Source organism: Candidatus Flexicrinis affinis (assembly GCA_016716525.1).
In the GTDB taxonomy this organism is placed as follows: domain Bacteria; phylum Chloroflexota; class Anaerolineae; order Aggregatilineales; family Phototrophicaceae; genus Flexicrinis; species Flexicrinis affinis.
Genome location: JADJWE010000001.1, coordinates 545,433 through 571,455, shown reverse-complemented (window position 1 = coordinate 571,455; position 26,023 = coordinate 545,433). Strand labels below are relative to the sequence as shown.

General features: G+C 61.5%; 21 protein-coding genes, 2 tRNA genes, 1 pseudogene and 1 riboswitch. Of the genes and pseudogenes, 12 read left to right on the top strand and 12 right to left on the bottom strand.

Annotated features, from left to right (window positions below; genetic code table 11):
* Window positions 1-31: 31 nt before the first annotated feature.
* Window positions 32-502, bottom strand: coding sequence for a D-tyrosyl-tRNA(Tyr) deacylase (locus IPM16_02220; GenBank protein ID MBK9121926.1), 471 nt, complete (start codon window positions 500-502; stop codon window positions 32-34).
* Window positions 503-619: 117 nt separating this feature from the next.
* On the opposite strand from IPM16_02220, the gene IPM16_02215 reads away from it, so the two are divergent.
* The 5 genes from IPM16_02215 (at window position 620) to IPM16_02195 (ending at window position 9,072) form a co-directional block, all read left to right on the top strand.
* Window positions 620-1,729: a hypothetical protein gene (locus IPM16_02215; GenBank protein ID MBK9121925.1), complete on the top strand. Its 1,110-nt coding sequence runs from the start codon at window positions 620-622 to the stop codon at window positions 1,727-1,729.
* Between the two features lie 141 nt (window positions 1,730-1,870).
* Window positions 1,871-2,728, top strand: a complete 858-nt coding sequence (gene surE, locus IPM16_02210; GenBank protein ID MBK9121924.1) for a 5'/3'-nucleotidase SurE — start codon at window positions 1,871-1,873, stop codon at window positions 2,726-2,728.
* Between the two features lie 77 nt (window positions 2,729-2,805).
* The gene (locus IPM16_02205; GenBank protein MBK9121923.1) at window positions 2,806-3,732 is read left to right on the top strand and encodes a proline dehydrogenase family protein; all 927 of its coding nucleotides are present in this window, start codon (window positions 2,806-2,808) and stop codon (window positions 3,730-3,732) included.
* A 50-nt stretch (window positions 3,733-3,782) separates the two neighbouring features.
* A complete protein-coding gene (gene acs, locus IPM16_02200) occupies window positions 3,783-5,684 on the top strand; it encodes an acetate--CoA ligase (GenBank protein ID MBK9121922.1) in 1,902 nt (633 codons plus the stop codon).
* Window positions 5,685-5,871: 187 nt separating this feature from the next.
* Entirely contained in the window at window positions 5,872-9,072 is a 3,201-nt protein-coding gene (locus tag IPM16_02195; protein MBK9121921.1) for an SIR2 family protein, read from the top strand.
* Between the two features lie 59 nt (window positions 9,073-9,131).
* On the opposite strand, the gene galE is transcribed toward IPM16_02195, so the two are convergent.
* Window positions 9,132-10,136, bottom strand: a complete 1,005-nt coding sequence (gene galE, locus IPM16_02190; protein MBK9121920.1) for a UDP-glucose 4-epimerase GalE — start codon at window positions 10,134-10,136, stop codon at window positions 9,132-9,134.
* Between the two features lie 64 nt (window positions 10,137-10,200).
* Complete coding sequence (locus IPM16_02185) at window positions 10,201-10,989, bottom strand: hypothetical protein (protein ID MBK9121919.1); 789 nt, start codon at window positions 10,987-10,989, stop codon at window positions 10,201-10,203.
* A gap of 134 nt (window positions 10,990-11,123) precedes the next feature.
* Window positions 11,124-11,279, top strand: a riboswitch (FMN riboswitch).
* 133 nt (window positions 11,280-11,412) lie between these two features.
* On the opposite strand from IPM16_02185, the gene IPM16_02180 reads away from it, so the two are divergent.
* From IPM16_02180 to IPM16_02170, 3 genes are read left to right on the top strand one after another with little or no spacing between them, the layout of a single operon-like run.
* A complete protein-coding gene (locus IPM16_02180) occupies window positions 11,413-12,231 on the top strand; it encodes an ABC transporter permease (GenBank protein ID MBK9121918.1) in 819 nt (272 codons plus the stop codon).
* 25 nt (window positions 12,232-12,256) lie between these two features.
* Window positions 12,257-13,432 carry an ABC transporter substrate-binding protein gene (locus IPM16_02175; GenBank protein ID MBK9121917.1) on the top strand — a complete coding sequence of 392 codons (1,176 nt, stop codon included), beginning with the start codon at window positions 12,257-12,259 and terminating at the stop codon, window positions 13,430-13,432.
* A gap of 9 nt (window positions 13,433-13,441) precedes the next feature.
* Window positions 13,442-14,194 carry an ABC transporter ATP-binding protein gene (locus tag IPM16_02170; protein MBK9121916.1) on the top strand — a complete coding sequence of 251 codons (753 nt, stop codon included), beginning with the start codon at window positions 13,442-13,444 and terminating at the stop codon, window positions 14,192-14,194.
* Here IPM16_02170 and IPM16_02165 read toward each other — a convergent pair.
* The 6 genes and pseudogenes from IPM16_02165 to IPM16_02140 form a co-directional block, all read right to left on the bottom strand.
* Window positions 14,181-15,107, bottom strand: a complete 927-nt coding sequence (locus IPM16_02165; GenBank protein MBK9121915.1) for a phosphotransferase — start codon at window positions 15,105-15,107, stop codon at window positions 14,181-14,183. The genes IPM16_02170 and IPM16_02165 overlap by 14 nt on opposite strands.
* Before the next feature lie 9 nt (window positions 15,108-15,116).
* Window positions 15,117-16,730, bottom strand: a complete 1,614-nt coding sequence (locus IPM16_02160) for a PucR family transcriptional regulator ligand-binding domain-containing protein (GenBank protein ID MBK9121914.1) — start codon at window positions 16,728-16,730, stop codon at window positions 15,117-15,119.
* A 1-nt stretch (window position 16,731) separates the two neighbouring features.
* Window positions 16,732-17,796, bottom strand: coding sequence for a 23S rRNA (adenine(2503)-C(2))-methyltransferase RlmN (gene rlmN / locus IPM16_02155; protein MBK9121913.1), 1,065 nt, complete (start codon window positions 17,794-17,796; stop codon window positions 16,732-16,734).
* 78 nt (window positions 17,797-17,874) lie between these two features.
* Window positions 17,875-18,261 (bottom strand): hypothetical protein, encoded by a 387-nt coding sequence (locus IPM16_02150; GenBank protein MBK9121912.1) that lies wholly within the window; start codon window positions 18,259-18,261, stop codon window positions 17,875-17,877.
* 1,473 nt (window positions 18,262-19,734) lie between these two features.
* Window positions 19,735-19,824, bottom strand: a pseudogene (locus IPM16_02145) (halocyanin).
* Between the two features lie 149 nt (window positions 19,825-19,973).
* Window positions 19,974-20,984 (bottom strand): CPBP family intramembrane metalloprotease, encoded by a 1,011-nt coding sequence (locus IPM16_02140; protein ID MBK9121911.1) that lies wholly within the window; start codon window positions 20,982-20,984, stop codon window positions 19,974-19,976.
* Window positions 20,985-21,114: 130 nt separating this feature from the next.
* On the opposite strand from IPM16_02140, the gene IPM16_02135 reads away from it, so the two are divergent.
* The 4 genes from IPM16_02135 (at window position 21,115) to IPM16_02120 (ending at window position 22,652) form a co-directional block, all read left to right on the top strand.
* Window positions 21,115-21,202 (top strand) — tRNA-Ser (locus IPM16_02135).
* Window positions 21,203-21,232: 30 nt separating this feature from the next.
* Window positions 21,233-21,322 (top strand) — tRNA-Ser (locus IPM16_02130).
* Window positions 21,323-21,751: 429 nt separating this feature from the next.
* A complete protein-coding gene (locus IPM16_02125) occupies window positions 21,752-22,348 on the top strand; it encodes a dihydrofolate reductase family protein (GenBank protein ID MBK9121910.1) in 597 nt (198 codons plus the stop codon).
* A 67-nt stretch (window positions 22,349-22,415) separates the two neighbouring features.
* On the top strand, window positions 22,416-22,652 hold the full coding sequence (locus IPM16_02120) for a hypothetical protein (protein ID MBK9121909.1): 237 nt from the start codon (window positions 22,416-22,418) through the stop codon (window positions 22,650-22,652).
* A gap of 417 nt (window positions 22,653-23,069) precedes the next feature.
* On the opposite strand, the gene IPM16_02115 is transcribed toward IPM16_02120, so the two are convergent.
* The 3 genes from IPM16_02115 to IPM16_02105 form a co-directional block, all read right to left on the bottom strand.
* Window positions 23,070-24,056 (bottom strand): NAD(P)-dependent alcohol dehydrogenase, encoded by a 987-nt coding sequence (locus tag IPM16_02115; GenBank protein ID MBK9121908.1) that lies wholly within the window; start codon window positions 24,054-24,056, stop codon window positions 23,070-23,072.
* Between the two features lie 80 nt (window positions 24,057-24,136).
* Window positions 24,137-24,355, bottom strand: coding sequence for a hypothetical protein (locus tag IPM16_02110; protein MBK9121907.1), 219 nt, complete (start codon window positions 24,353-24,355; stop codon window positions 24,137-24,139).
* Between the two features lie 89 nt (window positions 24,356-24,444).
* Window positions 24,445-25,974, bottom strand: coding sequence for a serine hydrolase (locus IPM16_02105; GenBank protein MBK9121906.1), 1,530 nt, complete (start codon window positions 25,972-25,974; stop codon window positions 24,445-24,447).
* Window positions 25,975-26,023: the final 49 nt, after the last annotated feature.

Here is a 26,023-nt window from a genome sequence, read left to right as displayed (position 1 = left end):
CCATTAGCGTTAGGAACCGATGTTCACGCGTCTACTGCTGCTTGGCCGCACTCGTGTGATCGACACTGTCGAGCCAAATCGACACCGGGCCGTCATTGACAAGTTCCACCTGCATCATTGCGCCGAACACGCCGGTCGCGATCTTCTGTACACCTTGATCGCGCAGCTTGCGGCAGAACAACGCGACCATCGGCTCTGCCTGTTCTGGCCGGGCAGCCATCAAGTACGAGGGGCGGCGCTGCCCCTTAGCGTCAGCGTAGAGCGTGAACTGCGACACGACCAGCACCGCCCCGCCAATGTCCAGAATCGACCGGTTCATCTTGCCGTCGTCGTCGTCAAACACGCGCAGAACCGCCGTCTTGCGGGCAAGAGCATCGACCTCGGCCTCGGTGTCGGTGTGCGTAATGCCGACGAGCGCCACGAACCCGTGCTCGATCGCACCCGTTACGTTGCCATCAACCGTTACCTGTGCCCGCGTTACTCGCTGCAGCAGAACGCGCAATGTCGCCTCGATTCCCCGCGAAACAAATTCAACTAGTCATCATGTGCGATTGTGCGATAATAGCGACCACTTCTTCAAGCGTTGTTTGCCTATACCCGCCTCAGAGTCGTCGTTCTTATGTCGCAATTCACCGTCGTCAGCGCAGATCAGTCCGTATCGGTCGAACTTCATCCGGATCGTTGGGTGGCGGTCGATCTAGCAGAAGGACTGCGCAGAGTCATCTTTGAAGCCGTCATCGACGGAACGCTGACCTCTAGCCCTCAGTTCAATCGGCTGCAGAAACTGCCGGCAGGCGGCGTCACGCTGAACGAATTGAAAAGCGTGGTCTTGGGCTGGTCGCCGACGTTGATGGCGTGGCAGCTCGGGTTCGTGGTCAAGCCGGAGCTTGCCGCGCAGCGGATGTCGCGCTGGGTGGAGCTGGTACGCTGGCAGGATGAGGACGGCGCGCGGCACAACCTCGCTGCCAATCGGGCCGCACAGGCGCTTGCACGGGTCACGCGGCTGCCCCTCAAAGTCATACCCCCAAAAGCGCTGCCGAGCGATGACGCGCCGGCAGAGCCTGTACCGCTGCCACCGCTTCCGATCGACTTGGGCACTTGGGAGCTGCATCAGGCCGGTGACGTGCTCGAGTTCGCGCTGGCGGGCCGTTGGCGTCGCAGCCGTGTCGGCCGCATTCTGTGGTACGGCTTGTGGACCGTTGTATTCATTGCCGTTTCGGTGCTGTCACTCACCGTCGAACTGGCGCTGCCGAACGCGGGAACACTGCTGCCCGCACCCCACCTGCTGCCGTATATGGGCATATTCGTCGCGACAATACTGGTCTTCCTGATTATCAAGAACAGCGTCGAGATCGCCCGTCAGCCAACCCGTATCGTCGTCGATCCTGCGACGTCCTCGATTTCCGCACGGTTGGGTAGGCGCACGACGTGGGCGGTGCCGTCGCGCGCCATCGACAGCGTATACGTCTCGGAAGTGTTGAGTCATCGCGGCAAGCGTCTGATGTCACAGCACGCGGAAATCAACCTGCGCGTAGGTCCTGAATCATTCAGGCACATGCTCACGATCGAGGACGAACTGGATCTCGGCGCGAAGAACGGACACAAGATCAAGAATGCCGTCGAACCGATGGCCGACGACGACGCCGATACGCCGCTCTCCAACGCAGCGATCTACGTGTCGCGGGCGCTGGGCAACGTCCCGATCTGGCGCGATCAACGCCCCGGTTGACGTGTGTCGATAACGCAATGATCACGCCTTGGCCGCGCTATGTTTAAGGATCTTTAATACTTGGGATTTAACATTTGGATTTATGCTGAGGAAACCCGCGGGTGACGTTTCGTTCTACCGCTCGCGGATTTAGGATCAACGATGTCAGTTCAACGCCCTTTAGTCCTATTCACAAACGATGACGGTATCGACTCCCCCGGCTTGTGGGCATCGGCCGGCGCGTTTGCGGATGTCGCCGACATTCTGATCGTCGCGCCTGCCGAACAACAAAGCGGCACCGCGCGCAGTATGCCGATCACCAGCCGCGGCAACATTGTCGAGCGCACCCTCACTATCGCTGGTCGCGAGATTACCGGCTACGCCGTGAACGGCACGCCAGCGCAAGCGGTGCAGCACGGTGTCTATGAAGTCGCGCCACGCTGGCCGTCGCTGGTCGTCAGCGGCATCAACTATGGCGAAAACGTCGGGAACGGCGTCACCATCAGCGGCACCGTCGGCGCGACGATTGAAGCTGCGTGCCTCGGAATTCCGGCGCTGGCCGCGTCGCTGCAAGTCCCGAAAGACCTGCACCTGACCTACTCGCGCGAGGTCGACTTCAGCACCGCCGCCCACTTCGTCCGCATGTTTGGCGAATGGCTGCTCAACGGCAACAAGCGCCCGGCCGATGTCGATGTGCTCAAGGTCGAAGTGCCGGCCCGTGCGACGCCTGAGACGCCGTGGAAGGTCACCCGCATCAGCCGCAAGCGCCTGTTCTGGCCGGTGCGGCCACCGCGCCGCGACCTCACGGTTGACGGCGCTGTCGGCTATTCGCAGAACCTCGACCCGTCGACGGCCGAGCCGGACAGCGACATCTATACCGTGCTGCACGAAGGGCTTGTGTCGGTCTCGCCGATCAGCTTCGACCTGACATCGCGGGTCGATCGCGACTCGCTGCAAGCTCAGCTTCAGTCGGCGTATATGCTGCCGGTCAGCATGAACGGCCGAAAGCCCGGAATCTGATCCTCCCGCCTCCCGAATCGGCGCGACACTCCGTATAATCAACCGCGTTCGCTGACGTTCGCGCGCGAGGAGTGCGTATGCTGCGCAGTTTTCTGCTGTACCTTTCGGCCGCCCGTTGGGCGCGTGCGCTAATGTCCCGCTTCTTCCTTGCAAGGCGCGTGGCGCGGCGCTTCGTCGCCGGTGAAAAGCGATCTGAAGTCATCGACGTGACCCGCAAGCTGAACGCCGAAGGGCTGCTGGTGTCCGTCGACTACCTCGGCGAGAGCGTGCTCAACGAAGCCGAGACCAAGGCGGTCGTGGCCGAGTATGTCGCGTTGCTCAACGCCATCGCCGCCGACAAGCTGCAGGCCAGCGTTTCGCTCAAACTCACCCAACTCGGCCTCGATATCAGCGAAGACCTGTGCATCCGCAACATGCGCGAGATCCTGTCGTTGGCCCAGTCGCTGGGGAATATCCCGGTGACGATCGACATGGAGTCGTCGGATTACACCGAGCGCACCCTGCGCATCTACCGTACGCTGCGCGACGAGTACGGATTCACCAACGTCGGCACTGTGATCCAGAGCTACCTGTACCGCAGCAAGGACGACATGCGCGCGCTGGCCAGCGAAGGCGCGCACATCCGCCTATGCAAAGGCGCGTACCTCGAACCGCCAACCGTAGCCTTTGCGGAGAAAAGCGACGTAGACGAGCAGTACCGCGAGATCGTCGACGAGTACCTCGCCGCACCGCCGCCGGCGTATCTGTGCATCGCCACCCACGACGAGAAAATGATCGTAGCCGCTAAGGCGAGCATCGACACGCGCAGCGCCCCGTCCGAACGTTTCGAATTCCAGATGCTCTACGGAATCCGCCCGCAGCGCCAGCACGAGCTCGCTACCGAGGGGTATCAGGTGCGCGTCTACGTGCCGTATGGAGAGGCGTGGTATCCGTACTTGATGCGCCGCCTTGCCGAGCGCCCTGCCAACCTGTGGTTCTTTGCCAAAAGCCTGTTCTCTCGCTAAAGTCAGGGCAAGCCAGACCCACAAAAAGACTTACCTAGAAAGGTGCCGTCATGAGCGACGAGTTTACGCTGCACAATTCTGAGTGGTTCCATCCGTCCGACGAGGTCAAGGCTGTCGCGACGATCAAAGACTACGAGGCGCTTTACGCGCAGGCCGTGTCCGACATCGAGGCGTTTTGGGGTAAGCGCGCCACCGAGGCGCTCGAGTGGTTCGCGCCGTGGGAGCAGGTGCTCGATCGCTCCAACGCGCCGTTCTTCAAGTGGTTCGTCGGCGCCAAGACCAACATCGTGCACAACGCGCTCGACCGGCACATCGCCGCAGGCAAGGGTGATCGCGTCGCCTACTACTGGGAAGGCGAGCCGGGCGACGCGCTCGAGATCACCTACGGTTGGCTGCACGAGCAGGTCGGCAAGTTCGCCAACGTGCTGCGCGGGCTGGGCGTCAAGAAGGGCGACGTCGTCACGATCTACATGGGCCGCGTGCCGGAAATCGTCGTCGCGATGCTCGCTTGTGCCAAGATCGGCGCGCCGCACAGCGTCGTGTACGGCGGCTTCAGCGAGCAGTCACTGGCCGATCGCATCAACGACGCCAAGAGCCGCGTGCTGGTCACCTGTGATGGGGCGTGGCTGCGCGGCAAGATCGTCGCGCTCAAGGACATCGCCGACGAGGCCGCCGCCAAGTCGCCGACCATCGAGCACGTCGTTTGCCTGAAGCGCACCGGGCAGGACGTAAACATGACGCCGGGCCGCGATCAATGGTGGCACGACGTGATGGCCTCCGCCAGCCCGGACGCCGACACCGAGCAGATGGACGCCGAGGACCCGCTGTTCATCCTGTACACCAGCGGCACGACCGGCAAGCCGAAGGGCATTCTGCACACGCACGGCGGCTATCAGGTCTATACCTCGACCACCCTGTCGTGGGTGTTCGACATCAAGGACGACGACGTGTGGTGGTGCGCGGCCGATCCGGGCTGGATCACCGGGCACAGCTACATCGTCTATGCCCCGCTGATCCTCGGGGCGACCAGCGTGATCTACGAAGGCGCGCCGAACTTCCCCGGCAACGACCGCTGGTGGCAGATTGTCGAGAAGTACAAGGTGTCGATCTTATACTGCGCGCCGACCGCCATCCGCGGCCTGATGCGCTACGGCGACGACCTGCCGCGCCAGCACGACCTCTCCAGCCTGCGCCTGCTCGGCAGCGTCGGCGAGCCGATCAACCCCGAGGCGTGGAAGTGGTTCTACACCGTGGTCGGCGGCGAACGCTGCCCGATCATGGACACGTGGTGGCAGACCGAGACCGGCGGCTTCATGATCACGCCGATGCCGGTGGTCGGCCTCAAGCCCGGCAGCGCGACACGCCCCTTCCCCGGCATCGTCGTGGACGTCGTGGACGAGGAGGGCAATCCGTGCGGCCCCAACGAGGACGGCCTGCTGGTGATCAAACAGCCGTGGCCGTCGATGCTGCGCACGATCTGGGGCGATCCCGACCGGTACGAGATGCAGTACTGGAGCCGTTTCTCGCACGAGGGCTGGTACTTCGCCGGCGACAGCGCACGCAAGGACGACGATGGCTACATCTGGATCATCGGGCGCGTGGACGACGTGATCAAGGTCAGCGGCTACCGGCTTGGCACGGCGGAGGTCGAGAGCGGCCTCGTCAGCCATGCGGCGGTAGCGGAGGCGGCGGTGATCGGTATCCCGGATGACGTGCGCGGCAACATCATCTACGCGTACTGCATTCTGGTGGCCGGCCAGCGGCCCAGCGAGGAGCTGTCCGAGGCGCTCAAGGCGCATATCCGCCACGAGATCGGGCCGATCGCGGTGCCGAGCAAGATCGAATTCGTATCGTCGCTGCCCAAGACGCGCAGCGGGAAGATCATGCGCCGCGTGCTCAAGGCCCGCGCACTGGGTCAGCCCGAAGGCGACACGAGCACGCTAGAGGAGTAGGTGTAGCAAGTGCATAGATTCCTGGTGCACACGTTAACCTCTTGATCACCCAGCCAAGATTCGTGATAACATTAGTTTCGCATAAACCTGAATCTTTTGGAGATGTCTGGTCTATCGCCTGCGTGGATGATTTGTGCTCCGCGGTCGAGATTCGTGGTACATGGCAATTCGGTTTCGCATGGGGTGAATGGCAGGAGGCGAGGCTAAGGGTTTGCTGAAGATACTCACTATTGATGCACTGGTTCGATCAGTTGAAGTCAACACAGGTTCTCCGTACTCGATACTCTTGGGAGCTGGTGCTTCAGTCAACTCCGGCATTCCGTCTGCTATCGACTGCATTTGGCAGTGGAAGCGAAGCATAGTCGTCTCACAGAATCCTAGTCTGAGGGATCAGCTTTCGAATCTTGCCCTCCAGGCAGTGCGGGATCAGATACAACGTTGGCTAAATGATCAAGAAGAGTATCCAGATCTTGGGGCAAACGAGGAGTATGGTTATTATGCCGAGAAATGTTATCCAATCCCAAGCGACAGGGCAAAGTTCTTCCAATCGCTAAGCAGGCAGGCGAAACCGTCTGTAGGTTACAAGGTGCTGTGTCTGCTTGCCCTTTCTGGGGTAGTTGACACTGTGTGGACAACCAATTTTGATGGCCTAGTGCCCCGTGTTGCGGGGTCGATGACCAATCCCCAGATCACCATTATTGAAGCCGGAATGGATACAAGAAACAGAGTAGAGCGAAAGCCCTCTGCCAATGAGTTGCTCCACGTCTATCTCCACGGAGACTACAGGTACGATGCACTCAAGAACACGGCCGAAGAAGTCAGATCAATGGAGAGTGAGTTCGTAGCGCACCTCGTACGTCACCTGCGAGACACCGATCTAATCGTTATTGGATACAGTGGCCGTGATCTGTCAGTGATGTCCGGTTTGTCCCAAGCGTACGCAGCCCCTGGCAACGGAAGATTGTTCTGGTGTGGATACGATAATGAGAAGCCAGATGATGCGGTGATAACTCTTCTTGAGACGGCAGCGGCCAACAACCGCGAGGCGTTCTACATCTCAACAGAGGGCTTTGACGATGTAATGCTTAGGCTCGGGACAGTGTGCTTGCAGGCAGAACTCCGAGATCGCGCAGATGCACTCCGCAACCAGGCAATTCAGCGGCAGTCAACCTCAGGAGCGCCTTTCTCAGTAGGTACTGGCACCCCAACGGCTGTTATTCGAAGTAATGCCGTCGAAATTGAGTGCCCTGCAGAGCTATATCAGTTTGAAGTTTCGATGTCGACTACAGAAAGCCCGTGGAAGCAGATCCGAGCGTTCATTGGTGACAGGAGAATTGCCGCGGGTTTCCTCAAAGGGAAAGTCCTAGCCCTAGGAACGCTTGACGATATTAGGCAGGCATTTGGCAGCCAAATTACGACTGAAGTGTCGATTACGCACATTGACACCAAAGAACTTCAGTTTGAGGACAGCGTTGTTACAGGCATCCTGCTAGAGGCGATAAGCAAGTACCTCTCAGCCGAGATAAACCTTGGCATGGGCAGGTTTCACAGGAGTTGGCAGCTCTGGAACCTAAGGTCTTCTGAGACAGTCAATCTGGGCGGTACCGTTGTTGACATACACGATGCTGTTGTCCTTAACTTTCGCACTTTCAGCAATCATGTGTATTTGTCGTTTACCCCCCGCATGAAGGGATTTCTACGGAATGGCGATCCAGCTTCCAACGATCAGGATCGTGAGATCAACTACCAGTTAACGGCCAAACAATATAACGGCCAATATCACGCGGCGATATCTGATTGGATCAATAAACTCTTTCCAGCGGGATCAACTACAATCGAGTTTCCAACACAAGGCGCACGCTGGAAATTTCGAGTCCACGCATCATCACCATCACTAGCAACCGTCTCATCTTTTCGAGCGAAGAACTCGATATCGTTGCCGAAATCGCTCGAATCTCAGATACGCCATCATGGAACGGAGTACAGAGATCCCTCGTTAGTCTTCAGAAACATGCAGGGTGATGGTTTCGTCAAGGACGTTCACCCAATTAGAGGATTGGCTCGAAATCAGCCTTATGATTTTCGACTGAATGACGGAGTCCTCGGCCGAGAAATACAACTGGCCGTGATCTGTCCCAAGCTAGATACACCTCGAGTCTCTACGTTTCTAAACTCGTTTCAATTTAGTGTAAAGCCACGGCGTCAACAGGACGAATATCTGCTGGAGTACCCCGGCTTCAGCTCGGCATTTGGAGTCCCGCTTCGGATACCTCAGCCTTCCGACAATCTTTGGCTGGAGTGCCCTGAAATTGATGAGGGTCTCGACGTAGTTTCAGGCGCGAGCATGCTTCATCAGCACATCTTGAGGCTAATTGACAGTATACGAGCAGGTTCTACAGCAAAAGCTATTATCATTTACGTTCCTGATCGCTGGGAGAAATGGACTAGGTACGATGTTGATCATGAGTACTTCGACCTTCACGACTCAATAAAGGCGTATTGTGTCCAGAATGGCGTGGCGACCCAATTCCTACGCGACAAACCCATCAACTACCCCGACCAATGCAGAATCAAGTGGTGGTTGAGTCTCGCAATTTATGTAAAGGCGCTTCGCACGCCGTGGGCGCTTGAAAGCATAGACGCAGATACTGCCTTTATGGGCGTAGGCTATTCGATCGTTCGGAACGCACCAAAGGGAAGGCAAATTGTTGTGGGTTGCAGTCACATCTTCGACTCGGCCGGGTTGGGACTGGGCTATCGCCTGAGTAAAGTTGAGGATCCGTTCTTCGATCGGCAAAAGAATCCTCACCTGTCACGTGAAGATGCACGACGCTCCGCTGAAAACACACAACAGCTACTCTATCATGCTGGCCGAGGCCTGCCAAAGCGGATTGTCATTCATAAGAACACTAGGTTCACACGGGACGAGGTAGCTGGGTTTACCGAAGGGTTCGCTGGTATTGCTTCCGTTGACATGATCGAGATATCTAGCGACCACGCGTTGCGCTTCACCGCATGCACCCCGTCAAGGAATGGTAATTTACAAGCAGACAACTTCCCAATCCGACGAGGTACAGCGATATTGCTGGAGTCGAAGCGTGCCCTGCTTTGGACGCATGGTGTTACCGAAGCGGTGATCCCTGGGAGGCGCTACTTCTTGGGCGGACGTCACATTCCCACCCCGTTGCAAGTAACGAGACACGCGGGATCGTCATCGTTAGCCGTGTTGGCCCAAGAGATCCTTGGACTTACGAAGATGAATTGGAACAACATGGATCTGTATAGCAAATTGCCAGCCACAATAGAGACTGCCGGAATGATTTCACGAATCGGTCTTCTGCTCGAGCGATTCGGCTCACCACCCTACGATTACCGGCTGTTCATTTAGTAACAGCGAGTTGCCGGCCACGTACTAGCTTGGTACAGACTCCCCTTACTCTGGTCCCCCTACCCCCCATACCCGTCCGGATGATCCCGGTGCCACGCCCAGGCCGTTTCGACGATGCGGTCGAGCGTGTCGTACATCGGCTCCCAGCCCAGCTCGGCGCTAATGCGCGTGCTGTCCGCCACCAAACGCGGTAAATCCCCCGCCCGGCGCGGCGCGTCCTTGACCGGGATCGGGTGGCCGGTCACGCGGCGCACCGACTCGATCACCTCCAGCACCGAATAGCCGCTCCCGCTGCCGAGGTTGTACACCCGGCTCTTGCCGTCCTTGAGCGCCTCCAGCGCCAGAATGTGCGCGTCGGCCAAATCGGTCACGTGCACATAATCGCGGATCGCCGTGCCGTCCGGCGTGTCGTAGTCGGTGCCATACACGTCGACGTGCGGGCGCTGGCCGAGCGCAACCTGAAGCACCAGCGGAATCAGATGCGTCTCCGGGCGGTGGTCCTCGCCGATGATGCCGTCGGGGTGCGCGCCGCTGGCGTTGAAGTAGCGCAGGCAGCAGTACTTCAGGCCGTAGATGCGTTCCATCCACATGAGGTAGCGCTCGCCGATGTACTTGGTCTCGCCGTACACGCTGCCGGGGATCAGCGCCTCGTCCTCGGTGATGGGGATGCGCTTGGGCGCGTCATACAGGTTGGCCGTCGAGGACAGGATGAAGCGGTCGACGCCGGTCGTCATGCACGCTTCGAGCAGATTGGTGATCGCGTTGACGTTGTCGCGCAGGTATTTGAACGGATCGCGCATCGACTCCCCGACCTGAATGTGCGAGGCGAAGTGCAGCACGCCGTCGAACGGGGGCGCGCCGTCGCGCCGGTTGGCGTCGAACGTCGCCGTCAACTCGGCCATGTCGAGCAGGTCGCCCTGCACGAACGTGGCCTGCGGATGTACCGCCTGCCGGTGCCCGGCGCTCAAGTTGTCGAACACGGTCACGTCGTGCCGGCGCTCGATCAGCCGGTAAACGACATGGCTCCCGATATACCCTGCCCCGCCTGTGACCAGCACCTTCATCGCATTCGTCCTTATGTCAAAAAGTCGCAGCAGTCCACTTATACACGCATGGTCGGCGCAGCACTCACGGCCGCGGCGGAGAGAAGCGCGTCACGCCCGGCACCTCGACGGCGGCTTGCAGCGTCGCTTCACCCTGCGTGATCTGTACGTCCGAGCCGTAGATCCGCAGCATCCGCCACAGGTCCTGCATCGCCGATCCGCTAACCCACACCCGTTCGTCGGGGGTCAGCGCGGCCAGATTCAGTTCGCCGGGCAATTCCCACTCGACGCTGGAGCGCTCGGGGTTATACGTGATCGGCCGCACCGACACATAGCCTGCCGCCGGGATCAGCTCGGCCGGTGAGTCGGCGACCGCACGACAGCGTTCGGCCACGTCCCGATAGTAGCCATCCGGCAGCGCGCCGAGCGCATCGGCCCGGTGCGCTTGCCCGTTGACCACCAGCAGCAGTGTCTCGATGAACGGCGGACGGTCTTCCGGCGCCAGCGCATCCAACCCGCTGCCTCGATTGTAGAACTGGTAGATCAGCGTGAGTTCTTCGACAAAGACCCGGATCGCCTCGTCGCTGACGGACTGGAACACGACCGGTCCGGCAAGCCCGCCGGGCGGCGTGTACACGACGCGGTTGTCGCCGTAGATCGTGCAGTCTGCCACGTCGTTGCGGCGCTCGAACGCGTTGGCGTCCGCCGCCGTCACCTCCGCGCGAAACACGACCGCCAGCGGCGACCGTTCCCAGTCGATCAGGCCGACCAATTCCGGCCGCGTCACCGTCCCGATCGGCTCGCGGGTCTGGGACCCGGACTGGCAGCCCGCCGCGATCAACACCAGCACCGCGATCACCGCGCGGAGTCGCATCGGCAAATCCTCTCCAAAGCACCGTCGTCACACTCTGTTGATCAGTATAGCCGCGTCCTCGCTAAACGTCTCATAAGTTCCGGCGCACCGTTCGTACGCACCGCGCCATTGTCGTGATATGATCGACTCAATCGACAGACCTTCGGGGCAGGGTGGAATTCCCTACCGGCGGTGACGGGGCATAAGCGTCCCCCAGCCCGCGACCCGCTGCATTCGGGACACCGGAAGCGGCGGCTGATCCGGTGTAAGTCCGGGGCCGACGGTTACAGTCCGGATGGGAGAAGGTCGCTGTACGCCGGACGTACCGTACCACGGCGCTCTTGTGCTGCCAGTTCGCATGCGCGCATGGTATGATGTTGGCCGTCTCCGGCGGCATGCGGTTCTCCCCCACTCGGCCCCGGTCGTATTGAACGGGGTTTTCTGATGCAGTTCCCGCTTCCGCTCGTCCGCCTGACGCGCATCCCGGTGCGCTATGGCCGCCGCGTCGCCCCGCGCACGATCCGCCGCTACGCGGGGATCGTCACGCTCGGGCTGATGCTGATCGCGTGGCAGCTGCTCGTGATGTCGAAAGCGTTCCCCAGCTATCAACTCCCTGCGCCGGCCGCCGTGTGGGCCGAGTTCGTCGATTGGTTCGGCTCGGGCCGCCTGTGGCCGCACATCTGGACGACCGTGGTCGAGGTCCTGTCGGGGCTAGGGTTCGGAGTCCTGTTCGCCGTCGCGCTCGGCTACGTCATCGCCCACAGCCCGCTGCTGGACGACGTGCTTTCGCCGATCATCGTCACGCTTCAGTCGACGCCAGTCGTCGCCTATGCCCCGCTGCTGGTCATCTGGTTTCCTGGCATCACCAGCAAGACCATCACCAGCGCGCTGATCGTGTTCTTCCCCATGTTGATGAGCACGGTGGTCGGAATTCGCAACGTGCCGCCGACGCTGGTCGATCTGATGCGCGTCTCGCAGGCGACCCGCCGGCAGATGTTCGTCAAGCTTGAGGTGCCGGCGGCTATGCCGGTGCTGCTCACCGGGTTGAAGACCGCGGCGACGTTGAGCGTGATCGGCGCCGTCGTCGGCGAGTTGATCAACGGCAGCGCCGGACTGGGGCATCTCGTGCGGCTGGGCCTCTCGCAGTACGATATCCCGCTCGTGTTCGTCGCCGTGATCCTGCTGGCCACGCTGGCCCTCAGCTTGTACCGCCTTGTGACGATGATGGAACGCCGCTTGCTGCGTTGGCAGCAGTTCGAATGAGTCTACCGATTGTGAGGAGCTGCGCATGACATCCCGTTTTCGCCTACTGCTCGTCTTCTTGCTTGCCGTGACCGGGCTTGGTTCAGCCGCGCAGGATGTGCCGCTTCAGCCACTGCCGTTCTTTGCCTCGTTCATCCCCAACGTTCAATTCGCGCCGCTGTACGTCGCCATCGAAGAGGGCTACTTCGCCGAGGCGGGTTACGATCTGCAGATTCAGCACGGCGACGAGAATCTCGGCGTGATCCAGATCGCACAGGGCGAGCCAAAGTTCGGGCTGATCAGCGGTGAGCAGGTACTGCTTGCGCGCGCCGCCGACATCCCGGTGGTCTATGTCTATGCATGGTTCATGCAGTACCCGGTCGCCGTGGTTGCCCGCGACGGCGTCGAAATGGACTCGCCCGACGACTTGGCCGGCCTGCGCGTCGGCATTCCCGGGCCGTTCGGCGCCAACTACACCGCACTCACCGCGCTGCTCGCCAGCGCCGGTCTCACCGAAGCGGATCTCCAGCTTGAGTCGATCGGCTATGTCGCGCCGGACATCCTGTGCGCCGGTGGCGTAGACGCCGCGGTCGTCTACAGTAACAACGAACCGCTCGAGATCCAGCGCCGGATCGACGCCGGGGAATGTGGAGACGTATCCGGTATCACCGTTCTGGAAGTGGCCGACATCGCCAATATCGCCTCCAACGGCATCGTCACCAACGAAACTGTGGTGGAGAACGAGGGCGACCTCCTTTGGATGGTGACGATCGCGTTCGATCAGGGCGTGTTCGACACGGCGACCAACCCCGCCCGCGCCTACCTGCACAGCCTGAACCATGTCGAAAACCTACCTCAGTCGCAGGCACTCGTCAGCGCGCTTGAGGGTTACGCCGCCGAGTTCGACGCTTTGCTCGCCACCTTCCCTGCCCCCGAGGCATTCGCCGAGAAACGCGTCGAAGTCCGTGACGCCCTGCGCGAGGCGTTCGAACCCGCCGAACTCGCGCAGTTCGAGGTACTGCTGGCGACGATCGATCTGTGGGATCATCCGCTGACCGGGATCATCAACGATGATGTGTGGCTCAATACGCGCGACGTGATGGCCCTGATGGGCAGCGTCCCCGCCGATTTCGACGTGACCGGCGCGTACACCAACGGCTACGTCCCGATGGGCATCGACTACGAGGTCGCTCCGCCAATCGCGGCCACGCCGGAGAACTAGGCGCACATCGTGCTCGAAATCCGCAGCTTATCGGTGACCTTCACACAGCCGAACGGCGAGCCCCTGCCCGCCCTCGGTCCGCTGTCGTTCGATATTCCGCCCGGGCAGTTCGTGTGCCTCGTCGGGCCGAGCGGCTGCGGCAAGAGCACGCTCATCAACGTGATCGCCGGACTGCTTGCACCGACTGCGGGCGCGGTTCGGCTGGAGGGCACCACCGTGCGCGGGCCGTCTCCACGCATCGGGTTGATGTTCCAGAACGCGACACTGATGCCGTGGCGGACGGTTCGCGACAACGTGGCGCTCCCGCTCGAGCTGGCAGGCGTCGACCGCGCGAACCGGTTGGAGACAGTCGACGCCTTGCTCGAAATGCTGGGCCTGACGGAGTTCGCGAACTCGTACCCGGGCGGGCTGTCCGGCGGCATGGCGCAGCGTGTCGCGCTGGGGCGGGTGCTGTCGCAGCGGCCGCACGTGCTGCTGCTCGACGAGCCGTTTGGCGCGCTCGACGCGCTCACCCGCGAGCAAGTCAGCTTCGACTTGCTGCGGGCGTGGCGCAGGGAGCAGCAAACGGTGTTGATGGTTACGCACGACATCACTGAGGCGACCCTGCTGGCCGACCGTGTGCTGGTGATGAGCCGCCGCCCCGGACAGATCGTCGCGGACATTCCGGTGACGATCCGCCGCCCGCGCCACCCGGAGGATGCGTTTACGTCCGATTTCGGCGAGACCGCCCGCGAAATCCGAGCCGCGATCAACCGAGCTTAGTGCGCAGATCTCGCGCCGCCGCCTGCGAAGCCGCACGATCGCCGGCGGCAAATCGCGTAACAATGTCGTCGAAGTCCCGCAGCAAGTGATAAACGCGGGACTTTTCGGCATGGCCGGGCGTCAGCGGGCGGATCGACGTGTAGCCTTCGTACAGCGCATCGACGCACCCTGCTCCAAACTGCTCCCACTGGTCGTCCACAGCGAAATCGCACGCCGGATCGGCGGCCATCCACCACTCGAAGTCGACAACACCCGATAGCCGTCCGTCAACTTGCAGCATGTTTCCGGGGTGTCCGTCGCGGTGCGCGATAACACCCCGCGTCACCTGCTCGAACGCCGGTCGCGCGGCGTTCACCAATGCCCGCATATCGCGCACCAGATCGGGGCTTGCCGCACCGCCGAGTTCTTCCGACCAGTCCACGTAACGCTCTAGGAAGGACGTCGGCCATTCCGCCCATGCCGCCATGTGCGTCCCGTCTTGCAGTTGATGCCACTTGCCGAATTGATCGAACGACATCGCGTTGTGCATCCGTGCGAGAAACTGCCCCACGTCGCGAGCCACCGCCTGACGCTGACGGGCTGTCAACGCCGTGCTCTCGATCGCCGCGCGTCCGGGCACGTATGTCATCACCATGTACGGCATCGGCGCGACTGTCCGCCGGTCGTCCAGTGCAAGCACGTCCGGCACTGGCAGGTCGAATTTGCGAAGTGTCTCATACACCCACGCCTCGCCGGCAAAGCGTGTGGTGATTTCGGGGTCGGTCTCGTCGGCGCTGAAGAGTCCGTCAAAACGAACGACATAACGATCGTCTATGACGTAGATCGGGTTGTTACACCCGTCGGCCGGACGTGTCACGTGACCAGCCCGCCCTAGCCCGTGTGCCTCAAGAATGGCATCAAGGTATTCGCGCATCGGTGCACGCTAGGCGAGATCGTCGGGATCGAATAGCAGCATCAGCACGATCGCCGTATGCAGCGCGAGTCGTTGCCGCGGGTCGCTCAACTCCGTGCCGGTGACCTCGGCGATCCGGCCCAGACGATAATTGAGCGTCGACCGATGGATGTGCAGCGAGTCCGCCGCCGCGACCCCGCTCCCGCCTTGTTCAAGATAGACGTGCAAGGTGTGGAACAGGTCGGCGCCCGTCTCGGCGCGTAAGTCGCGCAGCGCAGGCACGTGCGGATTGGAGTCGAGCGCTGCCGGCCCGGCGCGATAGAGCGTCAGCGGAAAGCTCAGGTCGTCGCAGGACAGGATCGACGAGGTGTCGCCCAGCCGTCCGCCCAACATCAACGCGTCCTGCGCATCGACTAGTCCGTGCGCAGCCCAAGACACCCCACGCCCGGCCGTGCTGATCGCAGCGCATACTTCATCGCGCTCTGGCCCGATCTGGGCGATCCACTGGCGCACAGCATCCACCAGCGCCGGCGAATCCTCGACCAACAGCACGATCTGGTCGGCGCTTATGCCCGCCAAACCGTTCAGAACGGCCGCTTGGAGCCACCGCTCGGTGCGTGCCAGCAGCGGGTTCAGCGGCGGACGGACGCCATTGACCACAACCACCCGGTAGGACGCCCGCAAATTTAGCCCCCAGCGCGCGGCGCGGTCGGCGTACACGTCCTCGCGCTCGATCGCGCGCGGCGACAATAGACGGGTGACCAATTCGGCCCGTTCCTCGACGGCAGCGCGCTGAGCGCGTTCTTCGCGCAGCAGCATTAACGCCGCGACAGTCGACCCGCTTTCGACCGCCATCCGTTCAAGCTCGGTCAGCGGGCTGCCGTCCGCGATGATCCACAGATAGCCGTATACCTCGCCGTTCAGCACGATCGGTGCGAGGATACGCTCCATCTCCAGTCCTACATCGGGCATTTTGGGCAGCATGATCGGGCGCAGCGTGCGCCGGATTTCCGGCAGGTACCCGCGCGACTCCAACGCGGCGACGAGCCGCGGGTCAGTGCGCCCTTGCTGCTGCGTATAGCGGCGCGCCTCGTCCACTGGCGCAAGGTTGTGGCTCGCGTACGCCTCGAAGCGGTCGTTTTCAATGCTGACCGACTGCTGCACCAGCGTTGCCAGCGTGACCGCCAGTTCGGTCAGCCCGGCCTCCTGCATGACAAGCCGAGTCAGGCGTTGATGGATGTCTAGCGCCGCGCGCAGGTCGCGCTGTGCAATCGCCTGATTGATCGTGCGTGCGATATCGACAAACAGCAGTTGGAAGGGCACGGCGATCAGCGGGAACCCGTGCGACTCGGCGAGGTCGCACAGGTGCTGGGGGATGCTATCGGTATAGCGGCCGACGGCGATCCCAAGCGCGGCAACCCCTTTGTCGATCATTGCGCTGAGATACGCGGCCTGCGCGTCGGCGTCCTGCGGCATATTGATGTACGTCGTCAGGACTAGTTCGCCGCCGTTGAGCCAGTTAGCCGCGTCCGGCACGCCGACGTTATGCACCCATTGGACCACACGGCCCAGCCCTGCCGTGCCGGCGACACAGCGCGCGCCAGAGAACACGGCCAGCCCGAGCGCATCCCCGACGGTGAGCACGTTAGTCGATGTCCTCGATGCCAACGCGACCGCGCTGCCTCAGCACCGCCGCCTTGAGCTGCCCGCAGCCGGCGTCAATGTCGATTCCACGCCTGACGCGCACAGTCGCCGGAACGTGATACGCTTCGAGGATCTCGATGAACCGGCGCACCGCGGCCGGGTCGGACGGACGACCTGCGTAGCCGCCGGTTGGATTCAAGGGGATCAGATTCACGTGGCAGTTGAGGTTGGTCAGTAAGCTGCCCAGCGCGTGAGCCTGTTCAGGCGAATCGTTCTCGCCGGCAATCAGTGCCCACTCGAACGTTACGCGCCTACCCGTCTTTTCCACAACCTCGCGGCATGCGTCGAGCAGATCGGCCAGCGGGTAGCGCTTGTTGACTGGCAGCAGCGCCGAGCGTTCTTCGTCGGTCGCGGCGTGCAGGCTGATCGCGAGGCGAACCTGCAGCCCTTCGTCGGCAAACTGGCGAATCTGCGGCACCAACCCGACCGTGCTGATGGTGATGTGCCGCGCGCCGATGCCGAGGTCGGCCATCAAACGGCGCACGGCCGCCAGCGATGCATCGTAGTTGTGGAACGGTTCGCCCATGCCCATCAGGACGACATTCGAGAGCCGTTCTCCCTCGCGGTGAAGCTGGCGCGCGAAGTGAACCGCCTGCTCGACAATTTCCGCTGCGCTCAGGTGCCGCGCGAATCCCATTTGGCCGGTTGCGCAGAACACGCAGCCCATCGCACATCCTGCTTGTGTGCTGATGCAAGCCGTGCGCCGGTCGTCGTCATACGGCATCAGTACCGATTCGATGAGCTGCCCGTCCGGCAGTTCGTAGACACGCTTAGCAGTGCCGTCGGTGCTGGTGCGTTCGGCGGCAATGCGCAGCACGCCGAGTGTGCACGTCTCACTCAACTGCCGGCGCAGTGACTCCGGCAGATCGGTCATTGACTCGAAGTCGGCCGCCAGCTTGTCATACAGCCACGACCAGACCTGCCCCGCGCGAAAACGGGGCTGCTGCCAGCTTGTCAACAGCGCGTCTAGTTCGGGACGGGTCAATTCATACAGGTTGATCATCATACGCCTCGGTTCGTCTGGCGCATGAATCGTAGCGGATAACCGCGCGGCGGCTAGGGTCGTGTTCCGCTGCCCTGCGAGCTATGCCTCGAGGACGGCCTCGAGCGTCGCGTCCTGCTCAATCAGGAACTGCTCGGCCTCGTCGAGCGAGTTGACGAACTTGTACTGCCCGCGCGAGAACTGCACGCCGATCGAGATGAAGAAGCGATACATGGCGTTGGGCGCGATGATCGCCATCCAGCCGATTTCCGGGAAGTTGGGCGTTGAAAGCGAACGCAGGTCGCCCAACCCGATCCCCACACCGCTGATGCCTGACGCGTCGATAACCATGTGAATCGGCGCGACTCCTTCTTTGACGAACACCCCCATCTGTTCGGTTTGCGCGCGCACGTCGTCAGCGACGACCTTTCCGTAGTAGCGAACGCCAAGCAGGCGCTTGCCTGCCCTCCAACCGATGTCTACCGGCATGTGATGTTTCCCCGTGTATCTGCGTGTTGTCCGATAACCGCTAGTGTACGTCGTTCAGCGTCTGCGCAGAATCAACGTTATCGCGATGATCAGCACGACGGCAGCCGCAATAAGCCCGCCCACGACGATCGCTGCCGTCGGCATCGTCTGCTCGGCTTCCGACGGGACTTCGAAGACCTCGGCAGGGCGCGGGGTCGCGGTGGCTGTCGGGGTATCGGATGGTGTCAGCGACGGCGCGCGGGTCGGCGGCGCGAAGCCGCTGGCCGTTGTTGACGTATACGTCAAGGTGACGGTGGGCGTCAGCGTGTCGGTCGGCGTGCGTGACGGCGTGAACGTCTCGGTCGGTGTCGGCGTATGCGTAAAGGTTCGCGAAGGCCGCACGGTGGGCGTCGGCGGGCCGAACGGCGGCGCACTGTAGGCGATGTCCGCCTGCGGCGTGAAAATCCATGCTCGCCACCCCGCCCCAATTGCGGCGGTCGTCTGCCCGCCTGAAACTGCCGCCCACGCCTCATCAAGCGTGGCGCCATCGGTCATCGCGTCAAAGACGGCCAGCAGTCCGTCGCGACCGATCTGGTCGGTCATATACACGACCCATCCGAAGCTCTGGTCGCGCCACAACGATTCGCGAACGGGGTCGGTAGGCGCAGCGTCCAGCGATGGCAGCAGACGGTTGGTGCGGAAGGCATCACGCACGGAGATCAGCGCCTGCGCCTTGCCGACCGATGAGAAGTACTGCGCGGCCCCCACTTTGAACCATTGCGGTGTCGTGTCTGCCTCGAACGCTTCAGCAAACACCCGCTGCATGACAAATTCCGAGATCACGTCCTGCGCAACCGTTCCGCTGAGGCGCGGCGCCGTGAGTCGAACCCAGCGCGTCCGATCGTAGATCCGGTCCGCGTCGGTAATCCGGCAAGGGAGGCGCTCGGCCAACACGATGCTCTGGACATCAGGATTCTCGGTACAGGCATTGGACCCGCGTGCCGAGTCGAAAAGGGCCAGCTTCATCGCGGGGATTTCTCGACTCGTCGGCCCAATTAGCTCCCGGATACGGTCAAGCTGCGCGGCAATCGCGGCCGTCGTTACCGCGCCCTCTGGTACGGCGATCGCAATTCCGTCGTCAGGGAGTTGGAGCACGTCCCACTCGAAGCGTTGGTCGGTCAGGACGACTTCGATCGCGACCGTCTCAAGCGCCTGCGCCGTCGGCTGAAACGCCCATGTGAACGTCAGCGGCACGAACGGCTCGGGCGGATCGGCGGGGATTTCCCACAGCACCGTCATACGCACCCAACCATCGTCTCCGATGACAATGTTGTCGAGGTCGACGGTTGCCCGGTCGCGCGCGCTGCCCTGCTCCCACGTGTAGATCACCCAGTCCATGCCGGCGGCGGGCGCGCGGAAGCGCACGTCGAAGGCCACGCCAAGCGGGAACAGCACTTCGGCGCGCACCTCGGGCATCACAGGCTCGAGCGTGATCGAAGGATGGATGGTGGGCGTCCGAAAGACGGTTGCGGTCGGTGTGCGCGTCGCGGTGGGCGTAGGCGTATCGGTTGGCGTAGACGTTGCGGTTAGGGTGGCGGTGCTGGGGGGCGACGCTGTCTCTGTCGGGGTCAACGTGATCGGAACAGCCGTCGGCAGGTCCAGCGGCGACCCCGGCTGTGCGGCGACACTGCCAGCGACCACCCACAGCGCCGCCGCGACGATGAACGTACGGATCAACTCATTCCCCCTTGAAACGCGAACAGCACAAATGGGATCACGTTATAGACGAAGTGCGCAATGACCGCCGCGGTCGTGCTTTGAAGTTGACGCAACCTGCCGAACGATAACCCGAGCACAAACACCAGCGCAAGCGTGGGAGTCAGCAGGTATTGGCTGTGCAGCAAGGCGAAGAATGCACTCGTCAGCCAGAGGCCGAAGATGGGCTGAAGGGCACCGCGGATGAAGATCTCCTCGCCAATGGCTGCACCGCCGCCGACCAGAATTGCGACCGGCAGTGACGCAAGCTGGCTGTTGATTTCCTGCGTCGCCCGCGTTTGCTCCGCGAACGTCTGCGGGTCGCTTAAGGTGATCCACACCGCGCTGAAAATGGCCGAGACACCGTACAGCGCGATGCCTAACGCCACGCCGGCAATCGCGTCGTTCTGCGTCGGGATGCGCAGCCCAAGCCGTTCCAGCGACGGCAACCCGCCACGTCGTATGGCGAAACCTACCCCGAGAAACGCTGCTGCCGTCAACAAGGCCGTCTCCAGAACACTCGACCACAGCGAGATTTCCGACTGCGCGTAGGAGTCGGCAATGCCGGAGACTCCACCGGCGAGCATGAACTCGAACGCGACGGCCGACAGTGCCAGCAGGCACATGACGATCGCCGTCAAGTGTACCGGTGAGTCGGGGTTGAACTGCTTGACGTACCGTGAAACGAACACGCGCAGCTCTGGGCGCTGGACGAGCTGATACGAGAACAAGGCAGCGCCACCCGCGAATACCGCGACGAACAGCGCATGGGGAAGGCTGACCGGCGTGAACTGCCCGGCAAGAGCCGGATCGCTGCTGAGGATCAACGCCTGAAGACTGCACGGCGCCAGGATGAACAACAGGCCAACCAACGACATCAAACAGAGGCGGATGATGTTGGGTTCCCACACGCCGGCCTGCACCTGATTGGCGGCGTAAATGACGAACATGAGATACAGGAGAATGGCGATTAGCAGCAGAGCGTCCACGATAGCATCCGGATCAAGCGCGGCACGAGCGCCTCTATTGTACCCCCATCACGCGGACGCCACGCGAGGCCCCATTGACCCGCCTGTGAGGCTGTGCTAAACTGCTCACGCTTGGCCGATCTGCCTGGATGGAGGGATGGCCGAGTGGTTTAAGGCATTGGTCTTGAAAACCAACGTAGCGCACCGCGCTACCGTGGGTTCGAATCCCACTCCCTCCGCCTTTAGCCAGACCGCAAGTCCCAAATCTTGGGGGGGTGCCAGAGTGGTCGAATGGGGCCGCCTGCTAAGCGGTTAACCGGCTTATACCCGGTTCGCAGGTTCGAATCCTGTCCCTCCCGCACGAAAGGAAGTTATCCGAACGGCTTCCTGAGCCGAGACCGCTAGAATTGCTGGCGGTCTTTGCTTTTCTGCCCTTGCTGATCGCTGGTGCCCCATCGCTCAGTGATATCCTGCAAGTACGCGAATGGCGCACACAACGCCTACTGTCCCGCGTCAACGCCTGTCGGACAACTCGAGATGCCCACGTGTTTCGGTCGTGCCATAGTCAGTAGAGACGGAACACGCCTGATGTACTGGACCGATGAAGTGCTGCACGTCGTCGATTGGGAATAAAAGCTATACTGCGACTTCACCGGTGAGCTGACCGGTGGCAACAGGCTGGTGTATCTGCGCGCGCGGTGTCTGGCGTCGAAGCCGAGACCTTCCCAGTCATCGAACGCACGTGCTATGCTGGACGCCGGTTTAACGGCTGTCGAAGGAGCCCGGTCATGAGAAGCGTTATCGCAATCTCCCATGTCTCCCTGGATGGTGTTATGCAGTCGATGGGCGCAGCGGAGGAGGACACCAGCGGTGGCTTCGCGTATGGCGGGTGGGTCGGCCCCTATGCCGACGACATGCTGGGAGCGGTCATACGCCGGGAGATGAACATGCCGTTCGATCTCCTAATTGGGCGCAAGACGTTTGACATCTGGGCGCCCTACTGGCCGAAACATTCGAACCTATGGCCTGGGGTCAACACAGCGACCAAGTACGTTGCCTCGAACACCATGTTCTCTCATACGTGGCAACCGTCCGTGTTCCTCAGCGGCGACATTGCACAACACGTGGCGAGGCTGAAGGATCAATCCGGGCCGAATCTTCACGTTTACGGGAGCGGAAACCTGCTTCAGACCCTCATCAAGCATAACCTGGTCGACGCGTTCTGGCTCAAGATCTATCCGCTGACGTTAGGCAGCGGCAAGCGACTATTTGCCGACGGCACCGTTCCGGCGGCGTTTGAGGTCACGGAGAGCAGTGTATCGCCACGCGGAGTCCTGATCGTCAATTACGAGCGTGAGGGCGCGTTGACTCCCGCAAAGCCGTGAACGGACATGACATGCGCTCGATGTTCGGCGCATCGCGCATACGGCCAGCGGATCGACAACGCGCCACGTGCTGGACGTGCAGCGCGGGCTGCCGGCGGTGATCGGGGCGAAGGCAGGGTCGGACGTCACCCACTACATGCACGGTCCGCTGGGGATGTTCGCCCAGCGCAACCCGGACGCCTCGTGGGACTGGATGCTGCACGACGGGCTGGGGAGCGTGCGCGGGGTGTTCGACGGGACGCTGCAGAGCGGCGATAAGGTAACGCAGCCAGCGTGCAGGGTCGTTGTCGCCTTCATCGAGTAAAAGGCAAGCGGCGAAAACTCCGATGTGAGCGAGCCACTCGCTCAGTAAAGTGGTCTTGCCGAACCCGGCCGGGGCGGAGATCAGCGTCAGTTTGCGCTGGAGGCCCGCATCGAGCCGTTCGATGAGGCGCACACGGGGAACGAGATTGCGCCCTGCCGGATGGAGATAGAGCTTGGTGGCGATAATTGGGACGGAGATACATCAAGTATAGACCTGCACCAAGGCAACACAAAGTCTTTAGTGTGGCAGCGCACAGTGAGCGATGGCACGTATGCGCATCGACGCCTTATGAAACAGAGCGCACACTGAAACAGTCGCCGTTTCTGTACTTTGGCTGTCGATCAGAATCAAGCAAGGTGTCTCTTCGCGAAACACCTTGCCTGTAACCCTCTCTCCGACGACTTGCCTGTAACCGGGCTAATTGTCCCGATCCTGCGCAATGGAGATGACGACCTTGCCCCGCACCTGACGATCTTCGACATAGGTCAACGCCGCTGCTGCTTCGCTCAACGGGACACACCGATCAATGAACGGGATGACCTTGCCCGCTTCAAGGAGATCCTTCACGAACTCCAGATCGGTCAGGTTGGGGCCGGCCCTCAAGGTCACGAACTGCTGACCGTCACTCTTCGAGCGCATCGACCCAAACAGCATCGTACGGAACATGCCGGACGTAGATCCCCCGGCGAAGACGTAGATCCCCATGGGGCTCAGGATACGCTGATACGCCGAGAAGGGACGAAAAGCCGCGGCATCGAAAATCAGATCGAACTGCTGGCCACTGCGGGTAACATCCTCCTGCGAGTAGTCGACGACATGGTCCGCGCCTAGCGTGCGAAGCATGTCCAGCTTCTTCGTGCTGGCAACGCCCGTGACCTCTGCGCCCAGAGCCTTGGCGATCTGCACGGCATACGACCCCACCCCGCCAGATGCGCCAACGACAAGGACCTTCTGACCCGCCTTGATCTGACCCTTGCGCAGGCCTTGCAGCGCCGTAACAGCCGCCAGAGGCACCGCAGCGGCCTGCGCGAAGGTCATGTTGGCAGGCTTCAGCATCAGCGCGCCTTCGTCCGCACACACGTATTCGGCATACGCTCCCCAGCCGCAGCTCGATAAGTCGCCAAAGACCTCATCGCCCGGCTTGAATCGCTTGACATCCTTGCCGACTGCCTCAACCCGCCCGGCAACGTCGGCACCGGGGATGGTCTTGGTTGGCTTGAGCATCCCGGTGCTCATGCGGACCAGGAACGGATCGGCTCTGATGAGATGCAGTTGAGCGGAATTGACCGATGTCGCGTAGACCTTGATCAGGACTTCGTTGTCTACCGGGGTTGGCTTTGCGACCTCCGTAAGATGAAGGACATTCGACGGAGATCCGTAGCGGTTGTAGACCATGGCTTTCATTGTGTTGTTCATTGTTTGCTCCTCCTCGTGAGCATTGTCCTGAATTGGGTTATGTTTGCTGGTTAACGGGTGGTGATTGATCATCGGTGGTTCGCTGGCGCGTGCTCCGAGATCGTCAAGGCGATGAGCTGAAGATTGAGGCCGTGAATGCGGTTCAGCAGTCCGAGCAGCGCCGTCTGATCGGTGAGGGATCCTTTCAAGACCGTTTCACCGTTGGCCTGAGGCGAGACGTCCAGCCCTTCGAGCCAATCCGACCACTCCTGCCTCAAGCGACCTCTGATTCTGATCTTCACGAACATGGCACTCGCCCACCTTCTATGCTGCTCAACATGTGCTGAGCTACTCCGGACTGACTTCACAATTCGTTCGATAGGGTTGCGCTCGTTGTTCAGCCGGATGCATAACCTCCCGAACGCCGCGGATGAAGAGTCAGGACGGTGCGCGCCACTGCCCAGCCAATCGACACGACGGTCACGATCGCGATGACGGCAAACGCGTCAGGGGCGAACAGCGCGACGGTCTCCATCGACGCGTCAAACTGGGCCGGCACGACGAACCAGGCGAATACAGCGAGAAGCACGTCGATGGTCAGCGGCAGATAGAACTGCCAGAAACGACGCGGGCCACGTGGAGGCAGATCGCCATTGCGCTGCCAGCGTCGTACCGAGGCGTAGGATCCAGCGACCCAGAGTGCAGGGACGAGTAGCACTGCCAGCATGACCGTCTGCGAGATGACCGACACCGGCGGATTCGTGCGTGCGGTCAGGCCGCTGCCGACAAGGATTTCGGCTATGCCTTCGATCGGAATGTTGATGGCGCTGCTGTTGAGAAAGCCGCCAATGTTAACCAACACGACGATCCCGAGGTGCTGTTCAGGCAGCAGCAGCAGATTGGAGTGGAAGTTGCTGACGTCCCCGTTGTGCCACAGTCTGGTCGATCCGGGCTGCCCCTCAACCACCCACCCCATGCCGTACGAACTCTCAGCGCCGATCCGCGCACCCGGAGTATGGAGTGTCTCGATTCCTTGCCGAGTCAGTACCTGCTCATCGCCGTACACCCCGCCGTTCAGCTGCGCGATCAAATAGTGGGCCATGTCTTCTGCCGACGACATCAGAAAGCCCGATGGAGTCATGTGGCGTGGATACGGCGCATCAAACGCAACCGGCCAGAAGAGCCAGTAGCGATAACCCGTGGCGAGGCCCGCTGCGACTGGATGTGTCGGTGACGCCGCGCTGTGGCTCATCTGGAGCGGCGCGAAGATCGCAGAGTCGATGTACTCCTCGTACGACATCCCTGACACGGTCTGCACGATCAGGCCCAGGATGTTGTAGTTCAGGTTTGAGTATTCGTAGTGCTGACCGGCGGGGTGGCGGAGCGTCACGCCGGACAATTCGCGTACACCGTCCTCCAGCGCCGTATCGCTCTGGTCGTTGCGCCCAAGGCCCTGACGACCTTCCAACTCAGGCAGCCCACTATCCTGATGCAGGAGATTGCGCACGGTGATCTGGGCTGACGCTGATGCATCCTTCGTACGAAACCACGGCAAATACGCGGTAACGGGTGTATCGAGGTCAATTCGGCCAGCTTCGACCAGCTGCATTACAGCCAGTGCCGTGAACGACTTCGTGGTCGAACCGAGGATGAACGGAGTCTGTCCGGTCACCGGTCGCCCATCCGCGCCGGCAATACCGTATCCCTGCAAGTAGACGATCTCGTCGCCGCGCACCACACCCAGTGCCAGACCGGGAATGTTGGCGGCCTGCATTCTGGATCGAACATAGGCATCGATGCTGTCTCGATCAACCTGCTGCAGCGGAAAGCTCTCCGCGGATGCCGTGGTCGCAGGTGCAGTGACGGACAGGATGCCCGTGAGGATCAGGACACCGAGCAAAGTGTAGACGCGTTTCGGGTGGGACATCGCTGCCTCGTCCATCTAACTGCTGTGAATGGGGTCGTCGCGATCGTCT

What these genes read in the sequence shown, in the direction of transcription:
- IPM16_02180 (MBK9121918.1), top strand. Translation starts at nt 11,413, where the DNA reads ATGCAGTTCCCGCTTCCGCTCGTCCGCCTGACGCGCATCCCGGTGCGC.
- IPM16_02150 (MBK9121912.1), bottom strand. Translation starts at nt 18,261, where the DNA reads ATGCCGGTAGACATCGGTTGGAGGGCAGGCAAGCGCCTGCTTGGCGTT.
- IPM16_02215 (MBK9121925.1), top strand. Translation starts at nt 620, where the DNA reads ATGTCGCAATTCACCGTCGTCAGCGCAGATCAGTCCGTATCGGTCGAA.
- IPM16_02205 (MBK9121923.1), top strand. Translation starts at nt 2,806, where the DNA reads ATGCTGCGCAGTTTTCTGCTGTACCTTTCGGCCGCCCGTTGGGCGCGT.
- IPM16_02175 (MBK9121917.1), top strand. Translation starts at nt 12,257, where the DNA reads ATGACATCCCGTTTTCGCCTACTGCTCGTCTTCTTGCTTGCCGTGACC.
- IPM16_02115 (MBK9121908.1), bottom strand. Translation starts at nt 24,056, where the DNA reads ATGAAAGCCATGGTCTACAACCGCTACGGATCTCCGTCGAATGTCCTT.
- IPM16_02185 (MBK9121919.1), bottom strand. Translation starts at nt 10,989, where the DNA reads ATGCGACTCCGCGCGGTGATCGCGGTGCTGGTGTTGATCGCGGCGGGC.
- IPM16_02165 (MBK9121915.1), bottom strand. Translation starts at nt 15,107, where the DNA reads ATGCGCGAATACCTTGATGCCATTCTTGAGGCACACGGGCTAGGGCGG.
- rlmN (MBK9121913.1), bottom strand. Translation starts at nt 17,796, where the DNA reads ATGATGATCAACCTGTATGAATTGACCCGTCCCGAACTAGACGCGCTG.
- IPM16_02105 (MBK9121906.1), bottom strand. Translation starts at nt 25,974, where the DNA reads ATGTCCCACCCGAAACGCGTCTACACTTTGCTCGGTGTCCTGATCCTC.
- IPM16_02195 (MBK9121921.1), top strand. Translation starts at nt 5,872, where the DNA reads ATGGCAGGAGGCGAGGCTAAGGGTTTGCTGAAGATACTCACTATTGAT.
- acs (MBK9121922.1), top strand. Translation starts at nt 3,783, where the DNA reads ATGAGCGACGAGTTTACGCTGCACAATTCTGAGTGGTTCCATCCGTCC.
- IPM16_02125 (MBK9121910.1), top strand. Translation starts at nt 21,752, where the DNA reads ATGAGAAGCGTTATCGCAATCTCCCATGTCTCCCTGGATGGTGTTATG.
- galE (MBK9121920.1), bottom strand. Translation starts at nt 10,136, where the DNA reads ATGAAGGTGCTGGTCACAGGCGGGGCAGGGTATATCGGGAGCCATGTC.
- IPM16_02110 (MBK9121907.1), bottom strand. Translation starts at nt 24,355, where the DNA reads ATGTTCGTGAAGATCAGAATCAGAGGTCGCTTGAGGCAGGAGTGGTCG.
- surE (MBK9121924.1), top strand. Translation starts at nt 1,871, where the DNA reads ATGTCAGTTCAACGCCCTTTAGTCCTATTCACAAACGATGACGGTATC.